Source organism: Pseudundibacterium arcticum (genome assembly GCF_042646465.1).
Lineage (GTDB): Bacteria > Pseudomonadota > Gammaproteobacteria > Burkholderiales > Burkholderiaceae_D > Undibacterium_A > Undibacterium_A arcticum.
Window position 1 is genome coordinate 50,530 of the sequence record NZ_JBHRTP010000078.1, and the last position, 19,377, is coordinate 69,906.

Annotated in this window: 17 protein-coding genes; 12 read left to right on the top strand and 5 right to left on the bottom strand. The window is 58.9% G+C overall.

From position 1 onward, the window contains the following. Positions 1 to 56: 56 nt before the first annotated feature. Positions 57 to 395 (top strand): ISC system 2Fe-2S type ferredoxin, encoded by a 339-nt coding sequence (fdx, locus tag ACFOFO_RS21045; RefSeq protein ID WP_390325290.1) that lies wholly within the window; start codon positions 57 to 59, stop codon positions 393 to 395. A gap of 68 nt (positions 396 to 463) precedes the next feature. After that, on the top strand, positions 464 to 658 hold the full coding sequence (gene iscX / locus ACFOFO_RS21050) for a Fe-S cluster assembly protein IscX (protein WP_390325288.1): 195 nt from the start codon (positions 464 to 466) through the stop codon (positions 656 to 658). 110 nt (positions 659 to 768) lie between these two features. On the opposite strand, the gene ACFOFO_RS21055 is transcribed toward iscX, so the two are convergent. The 3 genes from ACFOFO_RS21055 to prfB all read right to left on the bottom strand — a co-directional run bounded on the left by ACFOFO_RS21055 (position 769) and on the right by prfB (position 4,522). Beyond that, a complete protein-coding gene (locus ACFOFO_RS21055; RefSeq protein ID WP_390325285.1) occupies positions 769 to 1,461 on the bottom strand; it encodes an outer membrane lipoprotein in 693 nt (230 codons plus the stop codon). A 213-nt stretch (positions 1,462 to 1,674) separates the two neighbouring features. After that, positions 1,675 to 3,231, bottom strand: coding sequence for a lysine--tRNA ligase (gene lysS / locus ACFOFO_RS21060; RefSeq protein WP_390325283.1), 1,557 nt, complete (start codon positions 3,229 to 3,231; stop codon positions 1,675 to 1,677). A 186-nt stretch (positions 3,232 to 3,417) separates the two neighbouring features. Beyond that, a protein-coding gene (gene prfB, locus ACFOFO_RS21065; RefSeq protein WP_390325281.1) for a peptide chain release factor 2 occupies positions 3,418 to 4,522 on the bottom strand; the annotation gives its coding sequence in 2 pieces (ribosomal slippage) (positions 3,418 to 4,440 and positions 4,442 to 4,522; 1,104 coding nt in all). Between the two features lie 226 nt (positions 4,523 to 4,748). Between prfB and ACFOFO_RS21070 the strand changes: the two genes are divergently transcribed. Further along, complete coding sequence (locus tag ACFOFO_RS21070; RefSeq protein WP_390325279.1) at positions 4,749 to 5,063, top strand: SDR family NAD(P)-dependent oxidoreductase; 315 nt, start codon at positions 4,749 to 4,751, stop codon at positions 5,061 to 5,063. Between the two features lie 24 nt (positions 5,064 to 5,087). Here ACFOFO_RS21070 and recJ read toward each other — a convergent pair whose 3' ends face one another. Together recJ and ACFOFO_RS21080 are read right to left on the bottom strand one after the other, a co-directional pair. Next, positions 5,088 to 6,782 (bottom strand): single-stranded-DNA-specific exonuclease RecJ, encoded by a 1,695-nt coding sequence (recJ, locus tag ACFOFO_RS21075; RefSeq protein WP_390325278.1) that lies wholly within the window; start codon positions 6,780 to 6,782, stop codon positions 5,088 to 5,090. Continuing rightward, positions 6,779 to 7,858, bottom strand: a complete 1,080-nt coding sequence (locus ACFOFO_RS21080; protein ID WP_390325276.1) for a hypothetical protein — start codon at positions 7,856 to 7,858, stop codon at positions 6,779 to 6,781. Before ACFOFO_RS21080 ends, recJ begins: the two co-directional genes overlap by 4 nt. 87 nt (positions 7,859 to 7,945) lie before the next feature. On the opposite strand from ACFOFO_RS21080, the gene ACFOFO_RS21085 reads away from it, so the two are divergent. From ACFOFO_RS21085 to eno, 9 genes are all read left to right on the top strand, one after another. Further along, positions 7,946 to 9,211, top strand: a complete 1,266-nt coding sequence (locus ACFOFO_RS21085) for a lipoprotein-releasing ABC transporter permease subunit (protein WP_390332739.1) — start codon at positions 7,946 to 7,948, stop codon at positions 9,209 to 9,211. Between the two features lies 1 nt (position 9,212). Then, the gene (lolD, locus tag ACFOFO_RS21090; RefSeq protein WP_390325274.1) at positions 9,213 to 9,914 is read left to right on the top strand and encodes a lipoprotein-releasing ABC transporter ATP-binding protein LolD; all 702 of its coding nucleotides are present in this window, start codon (positions 9,213 to 9,215) and stop codon (positions 9,912 to 9,914) included. 196 nt (positions 9,915 to 10,110) lie between these two features. Continuing rightward, the gene (locus ACFOFO_RS21095) at positions 10,111 to 10,902 is read left to right on the top strand and encodes a TatD family hydrolase (RefSeq protein WP_390325272.1); all 792 of its coding nucleotides are present in this window, start codon (positions 10,111 to 10,113) and stop codon (positions 10,900 to 10,902) included. A gap of 16 nt (positions 10,903 to 10,918) precedes the next feature. Then, a complete protein-coding gene (locus tag ACFOFO_RS21100) occupies positions 10,919 to 13,360 on the top strand; it encodes a DNA internalization-related competence protein ComEC/Rec2 (protein ID WP_390325271.1) in 2,442 nt (813 codons plus the stop codon). Positions 13,361 to 13,446: 86 nt separating this feature from the next. Beyond that, entirely contained in the window at positions 13,447 to 14,271 is an 825-nt protein-coding gene (locus tag ACFOFO_RS21105; RefSeq protein WP_390325269.1) for an alpha/beta hydrolase, read from the top strand. Positions 14,272 to 14,325: 54 nt separating this feature from the next. Further along, positions 14,326 to 15,231: a lipid A-modifier LpxR family protein gene (locus ACFOFO_RS21110; RefSeq protein ID WP_390332742.1), complete on the top strand. Its 906-nt coding sequence runs from the start codon at positions 14,326 to 14,328 to the stop codon at positions 15,229 to 15,231. 130 nt (positions 15,232 to 15,361) lie between these two features. After that, positions 15,362 to 17,044 carry a CTP synthase gene (locus tag ACFOFO_RS21115; protein WP_390332745.1) on the top strand — a complete coding sequence of 561 codons (1,683 nt, stop codon included), beginning with the start codon at positions 15,362 to 15,364 and terminating at the stop codon, positions 17,042 to 17,044. Further along, complete coding sequence (gene kdsA, locus ACFOFO_RS21120) at positions 17,041 to 17,895, top strand: 3-deoxy-8-phosphooctulonate synthase (protein ID WP_390332746.1); 855 nt, start codon at positions 17,041 to 17,043, stop codon at positions 17,893 to 17,895. The genes ACFOFO_RS21115 and kdsA overlap by 4 nt, the downstream gene beginning before the upstream one ends. 175 nt (positions 17,896 to 18,070) lie before the next feature. Next, a complete protein-coding gene (gene eno, locus ACFOFO_RS21125; RefSeq protein WP_390325266.1) occupies positions 18,071 to 19,354 on the top strand; it encodes a phosphopyruvate hydratase in 1,284 nt (427 codons plus the stop codon). The last annotated feature ends 23 nt before the right edge of the window (positions 19,355 to 19,377 follow it).

The window sequence follows — 19,377 nt, forward strand, 5'->3', positions numbered from 1 at the left end:
GAAATCATAGCTTCAGCGAAATCAAGTAACCACTATTAACTTTCTAGGTGAATCAAGTGCCGCAAATCGTCGTTCTTCCCCATCACCTGTTATGTCCTGAAGGCGCGGTGATCGATGCCCCGGCAGGTAAGTCCTTGTGCGACGCGATGCTCGACAGCGATGTCGACATCGAACACGCCTGCGAAAAATCCTGTGCCTGCACCACCTGCCACGTGGTCATCCGTGAGGGCTTTGAATCGCTGGCCGAGGCCGAAGAAAAGGAAGAGGATCTGCTCGACAAGGCGTGGGGTCTGGAAGCCACTTCCCGCTTGTCGTGCCAAGTGATCCTGGGCGAGGATGATCTGGTGATCGAGATCCCGAAATACACGATCAATCAAGTCAGCGAAGGCCACTGATCACACGCAGCGACGGTGCGAGCGACACACTATCAACGAAGCATCCAGCCACAACAAGGATAATTGCCATGAAATGGATCGACATTCAAGTTATCGCCGACGCGCTGTACGAGAAGTTTCCGGATATCGACCCACTGACGGTCAACTTCGTCGATTTGCACAACTGGGTCGTCGACCTCGACGGCTTTGACGATGATCATAAACGTACCGGTGAGAAAATTCTGGAAGCGATACAGGCTGCCTGGATTGAAGAGGCACGCTGAGATTGTCCGATGATTGTCCTGGTGCGCACGTAGTGCCATGAAAAGCAAAAAAGCGGCGATGCCGCTTTTTTTCTTTTGCTGCCGATCATCAATCGGCGCCGATGCTGTGATTAACCTTGCGAAGTGAGTGCGCCGTTGACTACCCGTACGCGATCGCCGGCGCGCCAGCCGTTTTGGCTACTTTGCGGGAAGCTGCGTACGCTGCCGTCTTCCATCCGTACCCGGACGTCATAGGTTGCCGTGGTGTGGGTACGTTTCTCCACTTCATTTCCAGCAAAACCGCCGCCAACCGCGCCGGCGACTGTCGCCAGTTTGCGGCCGTCACCGCCACCAACCTGATTACCCAAGACACCGCCCAGTACCGCGCCGGCCACTGCGCCGATACCGCTCGGTTTCGCTGCCTGCTGGATCACCTGTACCGACTCAACGGTGCCGCAGTCATAGCAAATCTGACGCGGAGGTTCAGCCGCTGCAACGCGAACCGGTTCGCTGCGTGCACGACTTCTCTCTTCGACCACGCGTGGGTGATGTTGGACCTTGGCCGGTACTGCGACGCGCTTCTCCGTATTCTCTGCTGGCGCGGGGGTGTTGTCAGCCACCGGGTTGGTTTCTGGTGGGATGGACGTCGGGTTCGACGGCGCTGCAGCCAATGATGTCGGCGGTGCGACCGATGCGCCGGTGCCATGCGAATTCGGCAAAATACCGGTGATCGCTGCCACACCGATCAGGCTGACGAGAACCACCGATACTGCCGCGGCAGCCATGAGGGGGTGAATTCGCTTGTTCGATGGTGTTGTTTCCATGATTTGCTCCCAATAAAAATCAACAATCTTTTTAGTAATGCCGGGTTCATTATCGACGGTCCATTGCCGCAGAGCTATGCTGAAACTGTGTCAGATGTAATCTTTTGTAACCTGTTTTTTGAATAATCCGGATCAGGAATCTCAGAGAACAAAAAAATGGGACCGCATCTGCGGTCCCATTTTTATTTGGACGATTAAGAGTCGGGTTCAGCTTCAGTCTTCGCGTCGCAGATGAGGGAACAGAATCACGTCGCGAATATTCGGCGAATCGGTGATCAGCATGATCAGACGATCGATCCCGATACCGCAACCTCCCGCTGGCGGCATGCCATACTCCAACGCGCGGATGTAGTCGGCGTCGTAATACATCGCCTCTTCATCGCCGGCGTCCTTGGCCGCGACTTGGGCCTGGAAGCGTGCGGCCTGATCTTCTGCATCGTTCAACTCGGAGAAGCCGTTGGCGATCTCACGGCCGACGATGAACAATTCGAAGCGTTCGGTAATTCCCGGTACGCTATCGGAAGCGCGCGCCAGCGGCGAAACCTCGACCGGATAATCCACGATATAGGTTGGCTCCCACAATTGCGCTTCGGCGGTTTCTTCGAACAGCGCCAGTTGCAGAGCGCCGAGACCAGAGATCACGTGCGGTTTAACGCCGAATTTCGCCAGCTCTGCCTTCAGGAATACTGCGTCGTGCAGTTGCTCATTGGTATAGTGGGGCGCGTATTTGTTGATCGCACCGATGATGGTCAGCCGGTGGAACGGCTTGGACAGATCGAGCTCGCGTCCCTGGTAGGTCAGCGACGCGGTGCCGTGTGCATCGATCGCGGCCTGGCGAATGACCGCTTCGGTGAAGTCCATCAGCCACTGATAATCAGTGTAGGCCGCGTAGAACTCCATCATCGTGAATTCCGGATTGTGGCGTGGCGATACGCCCTCATTGCGGAAGTTGCGATTGACTTCAAAAACGCGCTCAAATCCGCCGACCACCAGGCGTTTCAAATACAGCTCCGGCGCGATACGCAGGAACATCTGCATGTCGAGCGCGTTGTGATGTGTGATGAACGGCTTGGCTGCCGCGCCGCCAGGAATCGCATGCAACATCGGCGTTTCGACCTCGAGGAAGTCGTTTTTTTCCATGAATCGGCGGATCGACGACAGCGTAGCGGTGCGCGCCTTGAAAGTGCGGCGAGTGTCCTCGCTCATGATCAGATCGACGTAACGCTGACGATACTTGGTTTCCTGATCCGCCAGGCCATGGAACTTGTCCGGCAGCGGGCGCAACGATTTGGTGAGCAAGCGCAGCTTCGTGACCTTGACCGACAGTTCGCCGGTCTTGGTCATGAACAGCGTACCTTCGGCGCCGAGAATGTCGCCCAGGTCGTAATGCTTGAACGCGTCATGCGCGTCGGCGCCGGCCAGTTCGCTGGTGATATACAACTGGATGCGGCCATCGGCCTTCGGGCCAGACGCATCCTGGATGGTGGCGAAGGAGGCCTTGCCCATCACCCGTTTCAACATCATGCGACCAGCCACGACGACATTCATCGCAACGGCTTCCAGCGCTTCACGTTCGAACGCGCCGTATTGCAGCTGCAGTTGCGCCGCCTTGTGCTGCGGCCGGAAATCGTTCGGGAACGCGACACCTTGGGTACGGATCGCGGCAAGTTTTGCGCGACGCTCGGCGATGATCGAGTTTTCGTCTAACGTTGGCGTTGTTGGCGTTGTTGGTGTTGTTGGCGTTGTTGGTGTTGTTGATGTATCCGACATAAGAAACCTTTTCACTGATTAACTGGTACCGCCGACAAAGCCTGGATCTGCAGGGTGCGCCATGCGCACCGATCTTCGCTCACCGGAGACTGCAGGGTGCCGACAGCGCACCTTGCTGCTACTTGTAACGATTGAGTGTTCGCCTGAGTTGCTGATTGCGACTTGGGCTGGCGCCATCACACGCTGTTACACGCCTTGCTTTAACGAGGCCGCAATGAAATCGTCCAGATCGCCGTCCAGCACCGCCTTGGTATTACCCATTTCAAAGTTGGTACGAAGATCCTTGATGCGCGACTGGTCCAATACATAGGAGCGAATCTGGTGACCCCAGCCGACGTCGGTCTTGGAGTCTTCCAGCTTTTGTTGCTCGCTCATCCGGTTGCGCAGTTCCAGTTCGTACAGCTTCGCTTTCAGCATGTCCCACGCTTCAGCGCGGTTGCGGTGTTGGCTGCGGTCGTTCTGGCATTGCACCACGATACCGGTCGGCGCATGCGTCAGACGCACTGCCGAGTCGGTCTTGTTGATGTGCTGGCCGCCAGCGCCGGATGCGCGGTAAGTATCGACCCGCACATCGGCCGGGTTGATGTCGATCTCGATCGAATCATCCACCTCCGGATACACAAACAGGCTGGAAAACGACGTATGGCGGCCGTTCGCTGAGTCGAACGGCGATTTGCGCACCAGCCGATGGACGCCGGTTTCGGTGCGCAGGAAGCCGTAGGCGTAATCACCCTCGACCTTGATGGTAGCGGTCTTGATGCCGGCGACTTCGCCGTCGGACTGTTCCAGGATTTCGGCCTTGAAGCCCTTGCGCTCGCAGTAGCGCAGGTATTGGCGCAGCAACATCGATGCCCAGTCCTGCGCTTCGGTGCCGCCGGCGCCGGCCTGGATATCGATGAAGCAGTTGTTCGGATCCATCGGATTGTTGAACATCCGCCGAAACTCCATGCCCTCGACCATTAATTTCAGGTTCTGTGCGTCGGCTTCGATCGCCTCCAGCGTGTCGTCATCCTGCTCTTCGCGCGCCATGGCGAACAGGTCGCTGGCATCGCGCAGGTCGGTTTCGATCTTCGTCAGCGAATGGACGATATTTTCGAGTGATTTCTTTTCCTTGCCGAGATCCTGGGCGCGTTTGGGTTCATTCCAAACGGTCGGGTCTTCCAGTTCGGCGTTGACTTGCTCAAGTTTCTCCGACTTCAGATCGAAGTCAAAGATACCTCCGAAGTTCGGCTTCCCGAACCGTGAGGTCCGCGAGCAGGGCTGACAGGGAATTGAGGCGTTCTGCTTCCATGATGGTTTCTTCTGCGATCAAACCCTAGATTATACCCGAGCGATCGCATAGCGCGCTTATACGGCCCGGTTTGCACGGCCCAGATCCATTGTGTTGGCTCTAGCGCGCTGGCCGCCGGCCCGGCTTGCGGCTATGTGTCGGAACCTGGCAGACGCTAGCGGCAATATCTTGTCATCATGGCCATGATTTGGCAATTCAGACATTTTGTTTATTGGAGAATATTTCGTTGGCGCAATTTTCGGGCAAGGTGGCATTGATCACGGGCGGCACGGAAGGCATCGGCCTGGCCACGGCGATGGCATTCGCCTGCAGAGGCGCTAGCGTCGTCATCGCTGCGCGCGATCAGGCGAAGGGACAGGATGCGGAGCGCGAGCTACAGTCGCGCGGCTCGCAGCAAGGCCAGGTGCTATTCGTCCGGGCTGATGTCGGCGAACCGGCGGATATAGCACGGCTGATCGCGGCAACGCTTGACCGTTTCGGCAGGATCGACTGTGCGGTGAACAGCGCTGCCGCCACCGCGCACCAACCGGGGCGCGCCTGATTGCCGGGACGGTGGCACCGCGGTTCACGCCGGTTCGGCATGCTCCACCAGCAACTGCACCCGCGTGGTCCCGTTGAATTCATTGGCGTCGAGCCGGAATGCGACCCGGGCGCGATCGGTCAGGCTGTCGACGTGACCGAACCAGATCGCGTCGTAGCGCTGGCCGTTTTTTTCCAGCGCCAGCTTCAGATGTCTTTCCTTCAGCACGCGCTGGCTGACGACGCGGAACTCGTCGCAAAACAGCGGCGGTGGAAAGCCCTGGCCCCAGACTTGCGACGCGAGCAGCTCGATGAACTGGACTGAGTAAAACGCATCTTCCAGCGCGCCGTCCGTTTCGACCACGCGTTCGAGCTGGTTTTGGCTGAGCCAGTCGCGCCCGACCGCCTCGAATGCAGTCTTGAATGCCTCGAATGCGTCGGCGCGTATCGTCAGCCCAGCCGCCATCGCATGACCGCCGAATTTGTCGATCAGGGTCGGCGCATGCTTGGACACCAGATCGAGCGCGTCGCGCAGGTGAAAGCCGGGGATCGAACGGCCGGAGCCCTTGATCCAGCCATCGGCGCCGGGTGCGAAGGTAATGGTTGGGCGATAGAACTTTTCTTTCAGGCGGGAAGCGACGATACCGATCACGCCCTGATGCCAGCTGTCATCGAACACGCTGATGGTCGCACTGTCCTGCGGCTGGAAGGCATCGAGTTTGAGCAGTGCGGTGTCCTGCATGTCGGCTTCGATTTCGCGCCGCTTGATATTGATCTCGTTCAGTTGCTGCGCGATGGCCCAGGCACGGCCTTCGTCGTCGGTGGTCAGGCATTCGATGCCGAGCGACATGTCTTCCAGACGGCCGGCCGCATTCAGGCGCGGGCCGACCGCAAAGCCGAGATCGAATGGCGACGCGCTTCGTGCCTCGCGTCCCGCGACCCGGAACAATGCGGCGATGCCGACGTGCATGCGGCCGGCGCGCATCCGTTTCAAGCCTTGCGCCACCAGGATCCGGTTGTTGGCATCGAGTTTGACCACGTCGGCGACGGTGCCGAGCGCGACCAGATCGAGCAGCGTATCGAGCTTGGGCTGGGTCTGGGCGTCGAAGATGCCGCGTTTGCGCATTTCGGCGCGCAGTGCCAGCAATACATAAAACATCACGCCGACGCCGGCCAGGTTTTTGCTCGGGAAGCCGCAGGCCGGCTGATTCGGATTGACGATGACGCGGGCCGCGGGCAGGGTGTCGGCCGGCAGATGGTGGTCGGTGACGACCACCTCGATGCCGCGCCGGTTCGCTTCGGCCACGCCGTCGATGCTTGCGATGCCGTTGTCGACCGTGATGATGATGTCGGGCGATTTTTCGGTGGCGGTCAGCGCGACGATTTCCGGGGTCAACCCATAACCGTATTCAAACCGGTTCGGCACGATGTAATCGACCCTGGCGCCCAGCGCACGCAGCCCGCGCAACGCTACTGCGCAGGCGGTCGCACCGTCGCAATCATAGTCGGCGACGATCACCAGTGCTTTTTGCGCGGCGATCGCATCGGCCAAAAAGCTGGCGGCGGCGTCGATATGTAGTAAACCTGCCGGCGCCATCAGGGCACCCAGGTCACTCGACAGATCCTGGATGTCGGTCAGGCCGCGTGCCGCATACAGGCGCGCCAGCACCGGATGGATGCCGTTCTCGCGCAGCATTTCGGAATCATGAAAAGAATAGGGGCGGGTGGAAATGCGGGTCATGATCGGGTTACGGTTGCCAGCTTGGAGAGTGAGGGTTTAACCCAGAATTTACCTAAGGACCGGCGGGTATCGGAAAAGCCGGCGATGGCGCCGCCGTGGCTCAAATGCAGCGTCAGACGATCGACTCGACGCGCCTTGAGGGTCGCCAGCAAAGGAGCGAACCATATGGTCTCATAGTCATGCATGCGATCGAGCCAGGTGGCCCAGTCACTGGCCAGCGCCGGTCCGATCAGCGAGTCCAGTAGCAACAGCCCGTGCTTGGGCGCGGCAGCAATGAGATCGGCGACGCTGCAATTCGTGCGATTGGCAGGGCTCAGCTGGCCGTACGGACTGAAGTCGTCGGACAGATTGAATGTGGCCGTGAAGTTTGCCCTGCCGACCGCGCCAACCGTCAGATCGGCCGGCGCGCCGCCCCACAGCCACAAGGAATTGACCGGTTTCAAACCGTGCGCGTCGCGCTCCTCATTGACTGGATGGCTGTGCCACAGCATTTGCACCTCGTTCTGCAGCTTGCGCCAGGCCAGTGCATGCGCGCCTTTCGGCATCCAGATATCGATGTTATGGCCGCAGGTCGCATCCGGCGTCGATGTCTGTAGCCCGTTCCATTCGTCGGCGCGCACGAACCAGGTGTGCGCATTGCCATACACCAGAGTCTTGTCGACTTCTTCGAAATAGGGTTTGGCGCTGTCGAACAGCGCCAATGATTGCTGTTCGCTGAGCAGCAATTGTCGTTGATCGGTCAGCACCAGATGATCACGTGCGAAGTGGATATGGACCGGGTTGATGATGAACCAGATGCCGGCGGCCGGCGCCTGGTTGAATGCTTGCATCGCAGCCGGCGCGATCGGTGGGCTCGATTGGCCGTCATGCTCCAGCCCAAACTGGCGCGACAGCCAAATTTCATGCGGTAGCACGCGTGAAAATGGGTCGAATTGCTCGCTCGGTGACGCCGCGTTGCCGGTTTGAGCGCGCCCGATCAACATCGCCAGGCTGGGCGTTTTGCATTCGCGGATCAGATCGGCAGCCAATTCCCCGGGCGGCAGGCCGAATGGCAGCAGGATTTCTATATGACTCATGCCGCGATTGTATGGCAAGATGGCGTGCTGATTTCAGGCAGATATCAATCACGGTGCTTTTCTTCGTCACTGATTCGTCACTCATCAATGAGCATAATTAAAAATTTACCCTTCGAATGGCTGGTTGGCCTGCGCTATACGCGCGCTGGCAAGCGCAGCGGCCGCAACAGTTTTATTTCATTCATCTCGCTCATCTCAATGGCCGGTATCGCTCTGGGCGTCGCGGCCCTGATCGTGGTGCTATCGGTGATGAACGGTTTCCAAAAAGACGTGCGTGACCGTATGCTGTCGGTACTCGCGCATATCGAGGTGTTCGATGCGCAAGGGGCGATGAACAACTGGCAGGCCACCGCCAAAGAGGCCTTCACGGACAAGGAAGTCAAAGGGGCGGCGCCGTATGTCGAGGCGCAGGTGATGCTGACGCGTGAAGACACCTTGCGCGGCGCGATGATACGCGGCGTGTTACCGGACGAAGAGCCGAAGGTGTCGGACGTGGCGCGGCAAATGCGCGCAGGCAAGCTGAGCGACCTGAAAGCCGGCGAGTTCAACATCATTCTCGGTATCGAGCTGGCGCGCGCCATGCACGCGCGTGTCGGCGACAAGGTTGCGATGCTGGCGCCGCAGGGGCAGGTGACGCCGGCCGGCGTGATTCCCCGGCTGAAGCAATTCACCGTGGTGGGGATTTTTGAGGCGGGCCATTATGAATTCGATTCTTCGCTGGCCTTTATCCACCTGAACGATGCCGAAAAAATGTTTCAGATCGAGGCGCCGTCCGGCTTGCGGCTGAAGATCGAAGACATGCAGCGGGCGCCACAGGTCGCGTTCGACTTGTCGAAAATACTGAGCGGGGACGTACTGATTCGCGACTGGTCGCAGCAAAACAGCAACTGGTTCGCCGCGGTGCAGACCGAAAAACGGATGATGTTCATTATCCTGACGCTGATCATCGCCGTGGCCGCGTTCAATCTGGTATCGACGCTGGTGATGACGGTGACCGACAAGCAGGCCGATATCGCCATCTTGCGCACACTCGGCGCGTCACCACGATCGATCATGAAGATTTTCATGATCCAGGGCGCATTGGTTGGCCTGGTCGGCACAGCCGCCGGTATCGGTTTTGGCGTGCTGGTGGCGCTCAATGTCGATGTGATTGTGCCCTTCATCGAGCATTTGTTGGGCGTGCAGTTTCTGCCTAAAAGTATTTATCTGATCAGTGAGTTGCCTTCTGACCTGCGCTTGCCCGATGTCCTCAAGATCGGCGGCATTGCGGTGGTGCTGGCCTTCGTTGCGACGCTGTACCCGAGCTGGTCCGCATCGCGCGTCAACCCCGCTGAGGCGCTGCGTTATGAATAACATGTCCAAACATTCCGCCGAAGAGATCGTGCTGTCCTGTCGCGGGCTGGGCAAGACTTTCACGCAGGGCAGCTATTCGGTCAAGGTTTTTTCAGGCATCGATTTCGCCGTTGCCAAAGGCGAGCGGGTGGCGATTGTCGGCGCCTCCGGTTCCGGGAAATCGACCCTGCTGCATTTGCTGGGCGGCCTTGATACGCCAACTGGCGGCACGGTCAGCCTGCAAGGGCGCGACTTTGCCACTCTGAACGAAAAGGCGCGCGGCGATCTACGCAATGTGGCGCTCGGTTTCGTTTACCAATTCCATCACCTGCTGCCGGAATTTTCGGCGCTGGACAACGTGGCAATGCCGCTGATGATCCGCCGGACGCCACGTGCCAAGGCACAGGAACGCGCACATGAAATCCTGTCCCGGGTCGGCCTGGCGCAGCGCGTCACCCACGTGCCGGGTGAACTGTCCGGTGGCGAGCGCCAGCGCGTAGCCCTGGCGCGCGCACTGGCGACGCAACCGGCCTGCGTGCTGGCCGACGAACCGACCGGCAATCTTGACCGCGCCACCGCGCAGCAGATTTTCGACCTGATGCTGGATCTGTCGCGCACCTTGGGCACCGCATTTGTCATCGTTACCCACGATATTGCGCTGGCGCGGCGATGCGACCGCATCTTGCGGCTGACCGAGGACGGACTGCAGGACTATGTCGAGTGACCGTGCGATTGCCTGCAGCCTTGTACCAGATCTAAATTTGTATCCGATCTAAATCATATACTGGTCTTGTCGTAGGCTATTTCCGCACGCAATTAGCGGAAAATGTACTTATACTGCCAGTAAGACCGCCATTTTCATAATATCTGCGCGGCTGGAGCGGCATTGCAACCAGGCGCCAACCCGATTTTTCCTGCCCATGTGGATAGACACCCATTGCCATCTTGACGCGGCCGAATTCGGCGACCGGGCGGATGCGATCGCCGAGCGCGCGGCACAGCAGGGCGTGAGTCAGATCGTGATTCCGGCGATCGAACGCGCCAATTTCGATGCGGTCCGCACACTGGCCGGGCGCCATGCGAATTGCTGCTACGCGCTGGGTATTCACCCGATGTATGTACCGCAAGCATCCGAGGACGACCTGAACGTTCTGCGGGCAGCGATCGTAGCGGCGCTGGACGATCCGCGTTTCGTCGCGATCGGTGAAATCGGACTGGATTTTTTCGTGCCGGGGTTGAATGAAAGCCCGCTGCGGGAAAAGCAGGAACATTTTTATGTCGAACAACTGAAGCTGGCGCGCGAATTCACCTTGCCGGTGCTGCTGCATGTGCGGCGTTCACAGGACATCTTGCTCAAGCATCTGCGTCGCATCAAGGTGGCCGGTGGCATAGCGCATGCATTCAATGGCAGCTTTCAGCAGGCGCAGGCGTTCATCGATCTCGGATTCAAGCTTGGTTTCGGCGGCGCGATGACGTACACCCGCGCCTTGCAAATCCGGCGCCTGGCCAGCGAACTGCCGTTAAGTGCGATTGTGCTGGAAACCGACGCCCCCGATTTATCGCCGGCATGGCGTCATCCCGACAGCAACAGTCCGGAAGAAGTCGCGCGTATCGGCGAGGTGCTGGCCCAATTGCGCGGCATCACGAGCGACGCCGCTGCGCAAGCGACCTCGGCCAATGCGATCGCCGCGCTGCCGCGTTTGCGTCAGTAGTCGGTAAAGCGACGGCATGCGCAGCGCCATTATCGGCTTTGTGATCGGCATCGCGTGGTTACAAAACCAGGCTGCGCTGCCTGCCGGATCCACGCTGTGGCTGTTGTCTTTCGGTGCCGTGTTGACCACGCTGGCAATGCGCCGACTCAAGCGTTTTGATGTGATCACCAAGCTCGGCATCCCCACTATGTTGGCCTGCGGCTGCATCGCCGGTGTCGTCTGGGCCAGCCTGTTTGCGCAACACTACCTGGCGCGCGAATTGCCGAAGGAATGGGAGGGGCGCGACATCACGCTGATCGGTACCATCGACAGCCTGCCTTATCGCTTTGATCAGGGCGTGCGCTTCAATTTCGCGGTGGAGCAGGTGTTGCCAATTGGCGCAACAACGCCGGTGGTGCCGCCCAAGCTGGCATTGTCATGGTATTCCGGATTTCGAAGCGAACAGTCGCAGACGGTTGGCGACGTGCAACCGGGCGCGCGCTGGCGCTTGACAGTGCGTTTGCAACGCCCGCACGGCAACGCCAATTCGAACGGATTTGATTACGAAGTCTGGCTACTGGAGCAGGACCTGCGCGCCACCGGCTATGTCAGGCCGGCCGACGATGCCAATACTGCGATCAGCAATCGCGAACTTGATCCTTTTGTAGTCAGTATCGGCAATCTGGTCGAGCGTGCCCGTGGCGCGTTGCGCGATCGTATTTTTGCGGCCTTGCCGGGTCGCGAATATGCCGGTGTGCTGGTCGCCCTGGTGGTGGGCGATCAACGCGAGGTCGCGCAATCGGACTGGAAGGTGTTCAGCCGTACCGGCGTGTCGCATCTGTTTTCGATCTCGGGGCTGCACATCACGATGGTTGCCGGCCTGTTCGCCGCCTTGATGTTTGCGCTCTGGCGGCGCTCTTTTTTTACGCGCGCGCAACTGCCATCGATATTGCCGGCGCAAAAGGTGGCAGCGCTGGCCGGCGCGGCGATGGCGCTGGTATACGTGCTGTTGGCCGGATTCGGCGTGCCGGCGCAGCGCACGCTGTATATGCTGTCAGTGGTGGCGGCAGCACTGTGGTTTGGCCGGATCACACGAGTATCCCATGTGTTGTGCGCGGCGCTCGGCGTGGCGGTCCTGCTCGATCCCTGGGCCGTGTTATGGCCGGGATTCTGGCTGTCGTTCGGCGCGGTGGCGGTGATTTTGTATGCGTCGGTCGGTCGCACCGCGCGGCGTGCCGACGCTGCGCCATCGCGCCGGCAGCGCTGGCGGCGGGACATCATGGCCGCAGCGCATACGCAGTATGTCGTCACATTGGCGCTGGTGCCGCTGACCATGCTGCTGTTTGGCCAGATGTCATTGGTTAGTCCGATTGCGAATGCGGTGGCGATTCCGCTGGTCAGTTTTTTCGTGACGCCATTAGCGCTGGCGGGCAGCATTCTGCCGGCACCCTTGTCTGGCTGGGTCCTGAACTTGGCGCATCTGCTGGTGCAGTGGCTGGTGCATGGGTTGGCGTGGTTGAGTGCATTGCCGGCAGCCGTATGGGCGGCAGCGGTGCCGCCGGTGTGGGTGTTCGTTTGCGCCTCGATCGGAACGCTGTGGCTGCTGGCGCCGCGCGGCTGGCCAGCCCGCTGGTTTGGTCTGGTCGGGTGGGTACCATTGCTGCTCAATGCGCCGACACGTCCCGAGGCCGGCACGATGTGGGTGACCGCCTTCGACGTCGGTCAGGGTATGGCGTTGTTGATTGAAACGCCGCAACACCGACTGCTGTACGATACCGGACCATTCTATGGGCCGGAATCGAACGGCGGCAATCGCGTGATCCTGCCGTATCTGAAAGCGCGCGGTATTACGGCGCTCGATGGTGTGATCGTGTCGCACAACGATAATGACCATTCCGGCGGCGCCTTGACGATTTTTAATGAGATCAATACTGGCTGGGTGCTGTCCTCGCTGAAGGCCGACAGCCCGATCGTGCAAGCGGCCCCGCATCATCGTCGTTGCGAGGCCGGGCAAGCTTGGTCTTGGGATGGTGTGCAGTTTGAGATGCTGCATCCAACCGCAGGCAGTTATGACAGTCAGAAATGGAAGTCGAATGCGCGTGGGTGTACGCTAAAGATCAGCCTCGGTGCACGGTCGATCTTGCTGCCGGCCGACATCGAGGCGATTCAGGAAGACGAATTGGTCGGGCGCGACCGCGAGAAATTGCATGCCACCGTATTGCTGGCGCCGCATCACGGCAGCGGCACGTCGTCCACCTTGCCATTTTTGCAGGCGGTCCAGCCCGAGGTCGCCGTATTCCAGATGGGGTATCGCAATCGTTACGGTCATCCCAAGGCCGAGGTGTTCGAACGTTACCGCAACCTCGGCATCCGACGGTTGCGCAACGACGAGGCGGGGGCAATCACTTTACAATTCGGGTCTACCCTCAGCATCTCGGAATACCGTACTGAGCATGCCCGCTACTGGTATGGGCAATAACTGACCCTACACCGAGCCACGCAAGAAAATACGCAAGAAAATAATGTGAACAATTTGAAAAATTTTGGCAATTTGAGGGAACCATCATGACCGCAGCGGGCAACAAGCCGATTCTGCACTTCGCCCATGCGAACAGCTATCCGGCAGGCACGTATCGCGTGTTCTTCCAGTATTTGCGTCAGCACTACGAGGTGCAGGCGCTGGACATGCATGCGCACAATCCGAAATATCCGGTGACCAATGGCTGGCCAGCGCTGGTGCAGGAATTGATCGATGATTTAGTCGCGCGTTACGATGCGCCGGTGATCCTGGTCGGCCATTCGCTGGGCGGCATGCTCAGCATGATGGCTGCCAAGGCGCGGCCGGATCTGGTGCGCTGCGTGGTTCTGCTGGATTCGCCGATCGTCGCTGGATGGCGCGCGATCGCGGTACGTATTGCGAAAAAGCTTGGATTGAACGATAAATTCTCGCCGGCGCAGTCCTCGGTAAAGCGACGCATTCTGTGGCCCGACGCGGAAGCCGCGTATCAGCACTTCGCGGCGAAAGAGATGTTTGCCAGTTGGCCGCCGGAAGTGTTGCGCGACTACATCGAGCATGGAACGCAGCCGCACCCTGAAGGTGTCGCGCTGCGTTTCAATCGTGAAACAGAAACTGCCGTCTATCGCGGCCTGCCCGATCATTTGGGCGCTCTGATGCGGCGACCGTTTCCGGTGCCGATCGGGTTTGTCGGCGGCAGCGCTTCGATCGAGTGCCGGCAGGCCGGATTGGCTGCAACGCGGCGCACGGTTGGTAAATATTTTCGTACCATCCCCGGCGGCCATCTGTTTCCAATGGAGTCGCCTGCCTTGGCGGCGCAAGCAACCCATGACATGATCGAATCGTTGCTCCAATCGTTGCTCCTTGCCCGATGAATCTGATTAAATCGCATGCATAAATTTTCTCTGCAACTACTGGCCGCAGCCCTCATGTCCACCTTGACCGCTCTGGCACATGCAGAGAACCTCGGCTTCGACTGGGACGACATACGGGCGATCTACCGTGACGGCAAGACCACGCACGCACTCGAGATCGATAACGACAGCTTTCTGGTCGTGAGAGACAGCGACGGTTTTTATACCAGCGGACTGCGTTATAGCCAGCGCTATGCGTTGCACCGCGCGGACCAGTTAGCCGTGGTCGGCTGGCAGTTCGGGCAAGAGCAGTACACCGCGTCGGACATCAAGATTTTGCCCGGTGCGTTGGCCAGCAATGATCATCCCTATGCGGCATGGTTGTACGTCGGCGCGTTCAAGGAACTCCATCACGCGGATGGCTCCAGCTGGAAACTGGGACTTGATATCGGCTGCATCGGTCCGTGTGCCGGCGGCGAACGCGGCCAGGACATGATTCATCGGATCGGTCACTACCCATTGCCGCAGAGCTGGAGCACCCAGATCAAGAATGAAGTGGGTGCAATCCTGTACGGGAGTGTCAGCCCGGTCCGCTGGCATCCCAGCGGCTGGCTTGACGTCACGCCCTACGCCAATGGTCGATTTGGCAATATCTATGCCGATGCGTCCGGCGGTGTGGTGGCGCGCGCCGGCGCACTGAACCTGTTGCCGGACGGATCCACGCTGCATGCCTTTTTCAGGGTCGATGCGCGCGCGGTTGCCTATAATGCCAGCTTGCAGGGCGGCTATTTTTCGAATGACAACATCCATACAGTGCAACCCAAGCGTTTCGTCGGCGAGGCCGAACTCGGGTTTGCCCGCAATGACGGTCCTTTCAGTTTCCGCGCGTCCGTCGTCCGGCGCAGCACTGAGATCAGAGGCCTGTCGAACGCGATCGGCGCCCAGAGTTTTGCCCGGTTATTGTTTGCTTACACGATGTGAATGCGACGTATGCCCGGCATGATCGCATGACGATTTGCAGTGGCTCGTGGGAATGTAGATTTGTGCGGAGGGCAGTGCTGTTTGCGGTATAATTTCAATTTCCCGCTCGTGCCGTTCGGCACCTTCTGCAATGACCAAGTTTGTTTTCGTCACCGGTGGCGTCGTGTCTTCCCTTGGTAAAGGGATAGCCGCCGCCTCTCTCGCTGCGATCCTCGAATCGCGCGGCCTTAAAGTCACTATGTTGAAACTCGATCCGTATATCAATGTGGATCCGGGGACAATGAGTCCATTCCAGCATGGCGAAGTGTTCGTCACCGATGACGGCGCCGAAACTGATCTCGACCTCGGCCATTACGAACGCTTCATCACCACGCGGATGAAGAAAGTTAATAATTTCACCACTGGTCAGATCTACGAATCGGTGATCCGCAAGGAGCGTCGTGGTGAATATCTTGGCAAGACTGTCCAGGTAATCCCGCACATCACCAACGAAATCCAGGACTACATCCATCGCGGCGCGGAAGGCTATGATGTCGCGCTGGTGGAAATTGGCGGCACGGTCGGTGATATCGAATCCTTGCCTTTCCTCGAAGCGGTTCGTCAATTGAGTCTGCGCGCTGGGCGCAACGCTGCCGCGTTCGTGCATTTGACGCTGGTGCCGTTTATTGCTACGGCCGGCGAGCTCAAAACCAAGCCGACTCAGCACAGCGTGCAAAAGCTGCGTGAGATTGGTATTTTTCCCGACGCATTGCTATGCCGCGCCGATCGCCCCATTCCGAATGACGAACGGGCCAAGATCTCGCTGTTCTCCAATGTGCCGGAGAACGCCGTCATTTCCGTGTGGGATGCCGATACGATCTACAAGATTCCGCAGATGCTGCATGACCAGGGCCTCGATGCGATCGTTTGTGAAAAACTCGGCCTGTCGCCGAAGCCTGCCGACCTGTCGATGTGGGACAAACTGGTGTATGGGCTGGAACATCCGAAGCATGACATCACGATCGGCATGGTCGGAAAATATGTCGATCTGACCGAATCCTACAAGTCGTTGACCGAAGCCTTGCGTCACGCCGGTATTCATACCGAAAGCCGGGTCAATATCGAATACCTCGATTCCGAAGAAATCGAAGTCAAAGGTACCGCACATCTGGCCAAATACGATGCGATCCTGGTGCCGGGCGGCTTTGGCAAACGCGGCGTCGAAGGCAAGATCGCCGCAGCGCAATACGCACGTGAAAACAAGATACCGTATCTTGGCATCTGTCTCGGCATGCAAGTGGCACTGATCGAATATGCACGCAATGTGGCGGGCCTCTCGAAGTCGAATTCGACCGAATTCGATGCCGCGACCGAACAGCCGGTGGTCGCCTTGATCAACGAATGGCAAAACCACGATGGCAAGGTCGAATTGCGCGACGAGAATTCCGACCTCGGCGGCACCATGCGTCTGGGCGCACAAACCTGTGCGGTCAAGCCGGGTTCGCTGGCCGCCGAAATTTACGGCAATGTCGTCACCGAACGTCACCGCCATCGCTACGAAGCGAATAATCATTACCTGGGCCGGGTCGAAGCGGCCGGCCTGGTCGTGTCGGCGCGCACGCCGACAGAAGACCTGTGCGAAATCATGGAACTGCCGCGCACCGGTGACCATGCGCATCCTTGGTACGTCGGCGTGCAATTTCATCCGGAATTCAAATCCACGCCGCGCGAAGGCCATCCCTTGTTCATTTCCTTCATCAAGGCGGCGCTGGCGCACCGGCAGGCCGTTGCCCCGGCGCTGTCTGAAGCGTCCTTGGAACGGAGTGCGGCATGAAGCTATGCGGTTTCGAGGTCGGTCTCGACCAGCCATTTTTTCTGATCGCCGGCCCCTGCGTGATCGAATCCCGTCAGATGGCGCACGACACCGCCGGCAGCTTGAAGGAAATCACCAGCGCGCTCGGCATACCCTTCATTTATAAATCGTCGTTCGATAAAGCCAATCGCTCGTCCGGCACTTCTTTCCGCGGCCTTGGCATGGAAAAAGGGCTGGAAATCCTGGCCGATGTGAAGCAGCAGATCGGCGTGCCGGTATTGACCGATATTCACGAGATCGACGAAATCACACCGGTAGCGGCGGTGGTCGACGTGTTGCAGACGCCGGCTTTCCTGTGCCGCCAGACCGATTTCATCCACGCCTGCGCGCAATCGGGCAAGCCGGTGAATATCAAGAAGGGCCAGTTCCTGGCACCGCATGATATGAAAAATGTCATCGACAAGGCACGCGCCGCTGCATTGCAGGCGGGACTGCCGGACGATGTGTTCATGGCGTGCGAACGCGGGGTGTCTTTCGGCTACAACAATCTGGTGTCCGACATGCGTTCGCTGGCGATCATGCGCGAGACTGGCTGCCCGATCGTGTTTGACGCGACCCATTCGGTGCAGTTGCCGGGCGGGCAGGGTAGTTCGTCAGGTGGTCAGCGCGAGTTCGTGCCAGTCCTCGCGCGTGCCGCAATTGCCGTGGGCGTGGCTGGGATATTCATGGAAACGCACCCGAACCCGGCGCAGGCCATGTCCGATGGCCCGAATGCGGTGCCGCTGGCGCGCATGAAGGAGCTGCTGTCGACGCTGATCGAGCTCGACCGCGTCACCAAGAAAGCCGGATTTCTGGAATCTGATTTTTCCTAGACTGACCGACACCGGTCCATGCGGTTGATCTATTGATACCACATGGGGCGGAGTATGTGTATATTTTCGTTTGTTTTGTTGCGAAAATAGACATGTTCGAAGGGAGTATGTGTGACATATCGGTCCTCCCATGTTAGTCTCGGCAACCATTTCGCTAAATTTTTTGGGAGAATACATGAGTGCTATCGTTGACATCATCGGCCGTGAAGTGATCGACTCGCGCGGCAACCCTACCGTCGAGTGCGACGTGCTGCTGGAATCGGGCGTCATGGGCCGTGCCGCAGTGCCGTCGGGCGCATCGACCGGCTCGCGCGAAGCGATCGAGCTGCGCGACGGCGACAAGAGCCGTTATTTTGGCAAGGGCGTATTGAACGCCTGCGAGCATATCAACACCGAGATCGCCGAAGCGATCATGGGCCTGGATGCCAACGAACAAGCGTTTCTGGACCGCACGCTGATCGACCTCGACGGCACCGAAAACAAGTCGCGCCTGGGCGCCAACGCCATGCTGGCGGTATCGATGGCGGTTGCCAAGGCGGCAGCCGAAGAGGCCGGCTTGCCGCTGTATCGCTATTTTGGCGGTTCCGGTGCGATGCAGATGCCGGTACCCATGATGAACGTCATCAATGGCGGCGCGCATGCCGACAACAACCTCGATATTCAGGAATTCATGATTATCCCGGTCGGCGCACCGAGCTTCCGCGAAGCGATTCGCTATGGCGCCGAAGTTTTCCATACCCTGAAAAAAATCCTGCAGGACAAAGGACTGACCACGGCGGTCGGTGACGAGGGCGGCTTCGCGCCATCGGTGGCGAATCATGAAGAAGCGATCAAGCTGATCATTCAGGCCATTGAGCAAGCCGGCTACGAGCCTGGCACACAGATCGCACTGGGTCTCGATTGCGCCGCCAGCGAGTTCTACAAGGATGGCAAATATCATCTGGAAGGCGAAGGCCTGGTCCTGTCGTCGACCGATTTCACCAACCTGCTCGAAACCTGGTGCGACAAGTACCCGATCATTTCGATCGAAGACGCGATGGCCGAAAACGATTGGGACGGCTGGGCAATCCTGACCGAGGCGCTGGGTAAAAAGGTACAACTGGTTGGCGACGACCTGTTCGTGACCAACACCAAGATCCTGAAAGAAGGCATCCAGAAGGGTGTCGCCAACTCGATCCTGATCAAGATCAACCAGATCGGCACCTTGACCGAAACCTTCGCCGCGATCGAGATGGCCAAGCGCGCCGGGTATACCGCAGTAATTTCGCACCGCTCCGGCGAGACCGAGGATTCAACGATCGCCGATATCGCAGTAGGCACCAATGCACTGCAGATCAAGACCGGATCGATGTCGCGCTCCGACCGCATGGCGAAATACAATCAGTTGCTGCGCATCGAAGAAGACCTCGGTGACATCGCCAGCTATCCGGGACGCGACGCGTTCTACAATCTCAAATAAGTACCCGCGTCCGGCATCGCACC

Coding starts and splice junctions, on each gene's coding strand:
- kdsA (WP_390332746.1), top strand. CDS start 17,041: ATGAAGCTATGCGGTTTCGAGGTCGGTCTCGACCAGCCATTTTTTCTG.
- ACFOFO_RS21080 (WP_390325276.1), bottom strand. CDS start 7,858: ATGAGTCATATAGAAATCCTGCTGCCATTCGGCCTGCCGCCCGGGGAA.
- ACFOFO_RS21100 (WP_390325271.1), top strand. CDS start 10,919: ATGCGCAGCGCCATTATCGGCTTTGTGATCGGCATCGCGTGGTTACAA.
- recJ (WP_390325278.1), bottom strand. CDS start 6,782: ATGACCCGCATTTCCACCCGCCCCTATTCTTTTCATGATTCCGAAATG.
- lysS (WP_390325283.1), bottom strand. CDS start 3,231: ATGTCGGATACATCAACAACACCAACAACGCCAACAACACCAACAACG.
- ACFOFO_RS21085 (WP_390332739.1), top strand. CDS start 7,946: ATGAGCATAATTAAAAATTTACCCTTCGAATGGCTGGTTGGCCTGCGC.
- ACFOFO_RS21055 (WP_390325285.1), bottom strand. CDS start 1,461: ATGGAAACAACACCATCGAACAAGCGAATTCACCCCCTCATGGCTGCC.
- ACFOFO_RS21095 (WP_390325272.1), top strand. CDS start 10,111: ATGTGGATAGACACCCATTGCCATCTTGACGCGGCCGAATTCGGCGAC.
- ACFOFO_RS21115 (WP_390332745.1), top strand. CDS start 15,362: ATGACCAAGTTTGTTTTCGTCACCGGTGGCGTCGTGTCTTCCCTTGGT.
- iscX (WP_390325288.1), top strand. CDS start 464: ATGAAATGGATCGACATTCAAGTTATCGCCGACGCGCTGTACGAGAAG.
- ACFOFO_RS21105 (WP_390325269.1), top strand. CDS start 13,447: ATGACCGCAGCGGGCAACAAGCCGATTCTGCACTTCGCCCATGCGAAC.
- eno (WP_390325266.1), top strand. CDS start 18,071: ATGAGTGCTATCGTTGACATCATCGGCCGTGAAGTGATCGACTCGCGC.
- lolD (WP_390325274.1), top strand. CDS start 9,213: ATGTCCAAACATTCCGCCGAAGAGATCGTGCTGTCCTGTCGCGGGCTG.
- ACFOFO_RS21110 (WP_390332742.1), top strand. CDS start 14,326: ATGTCCACCTTGACCGCTCTGGCACATGCAGAGAACCTCGGCTTCGAC.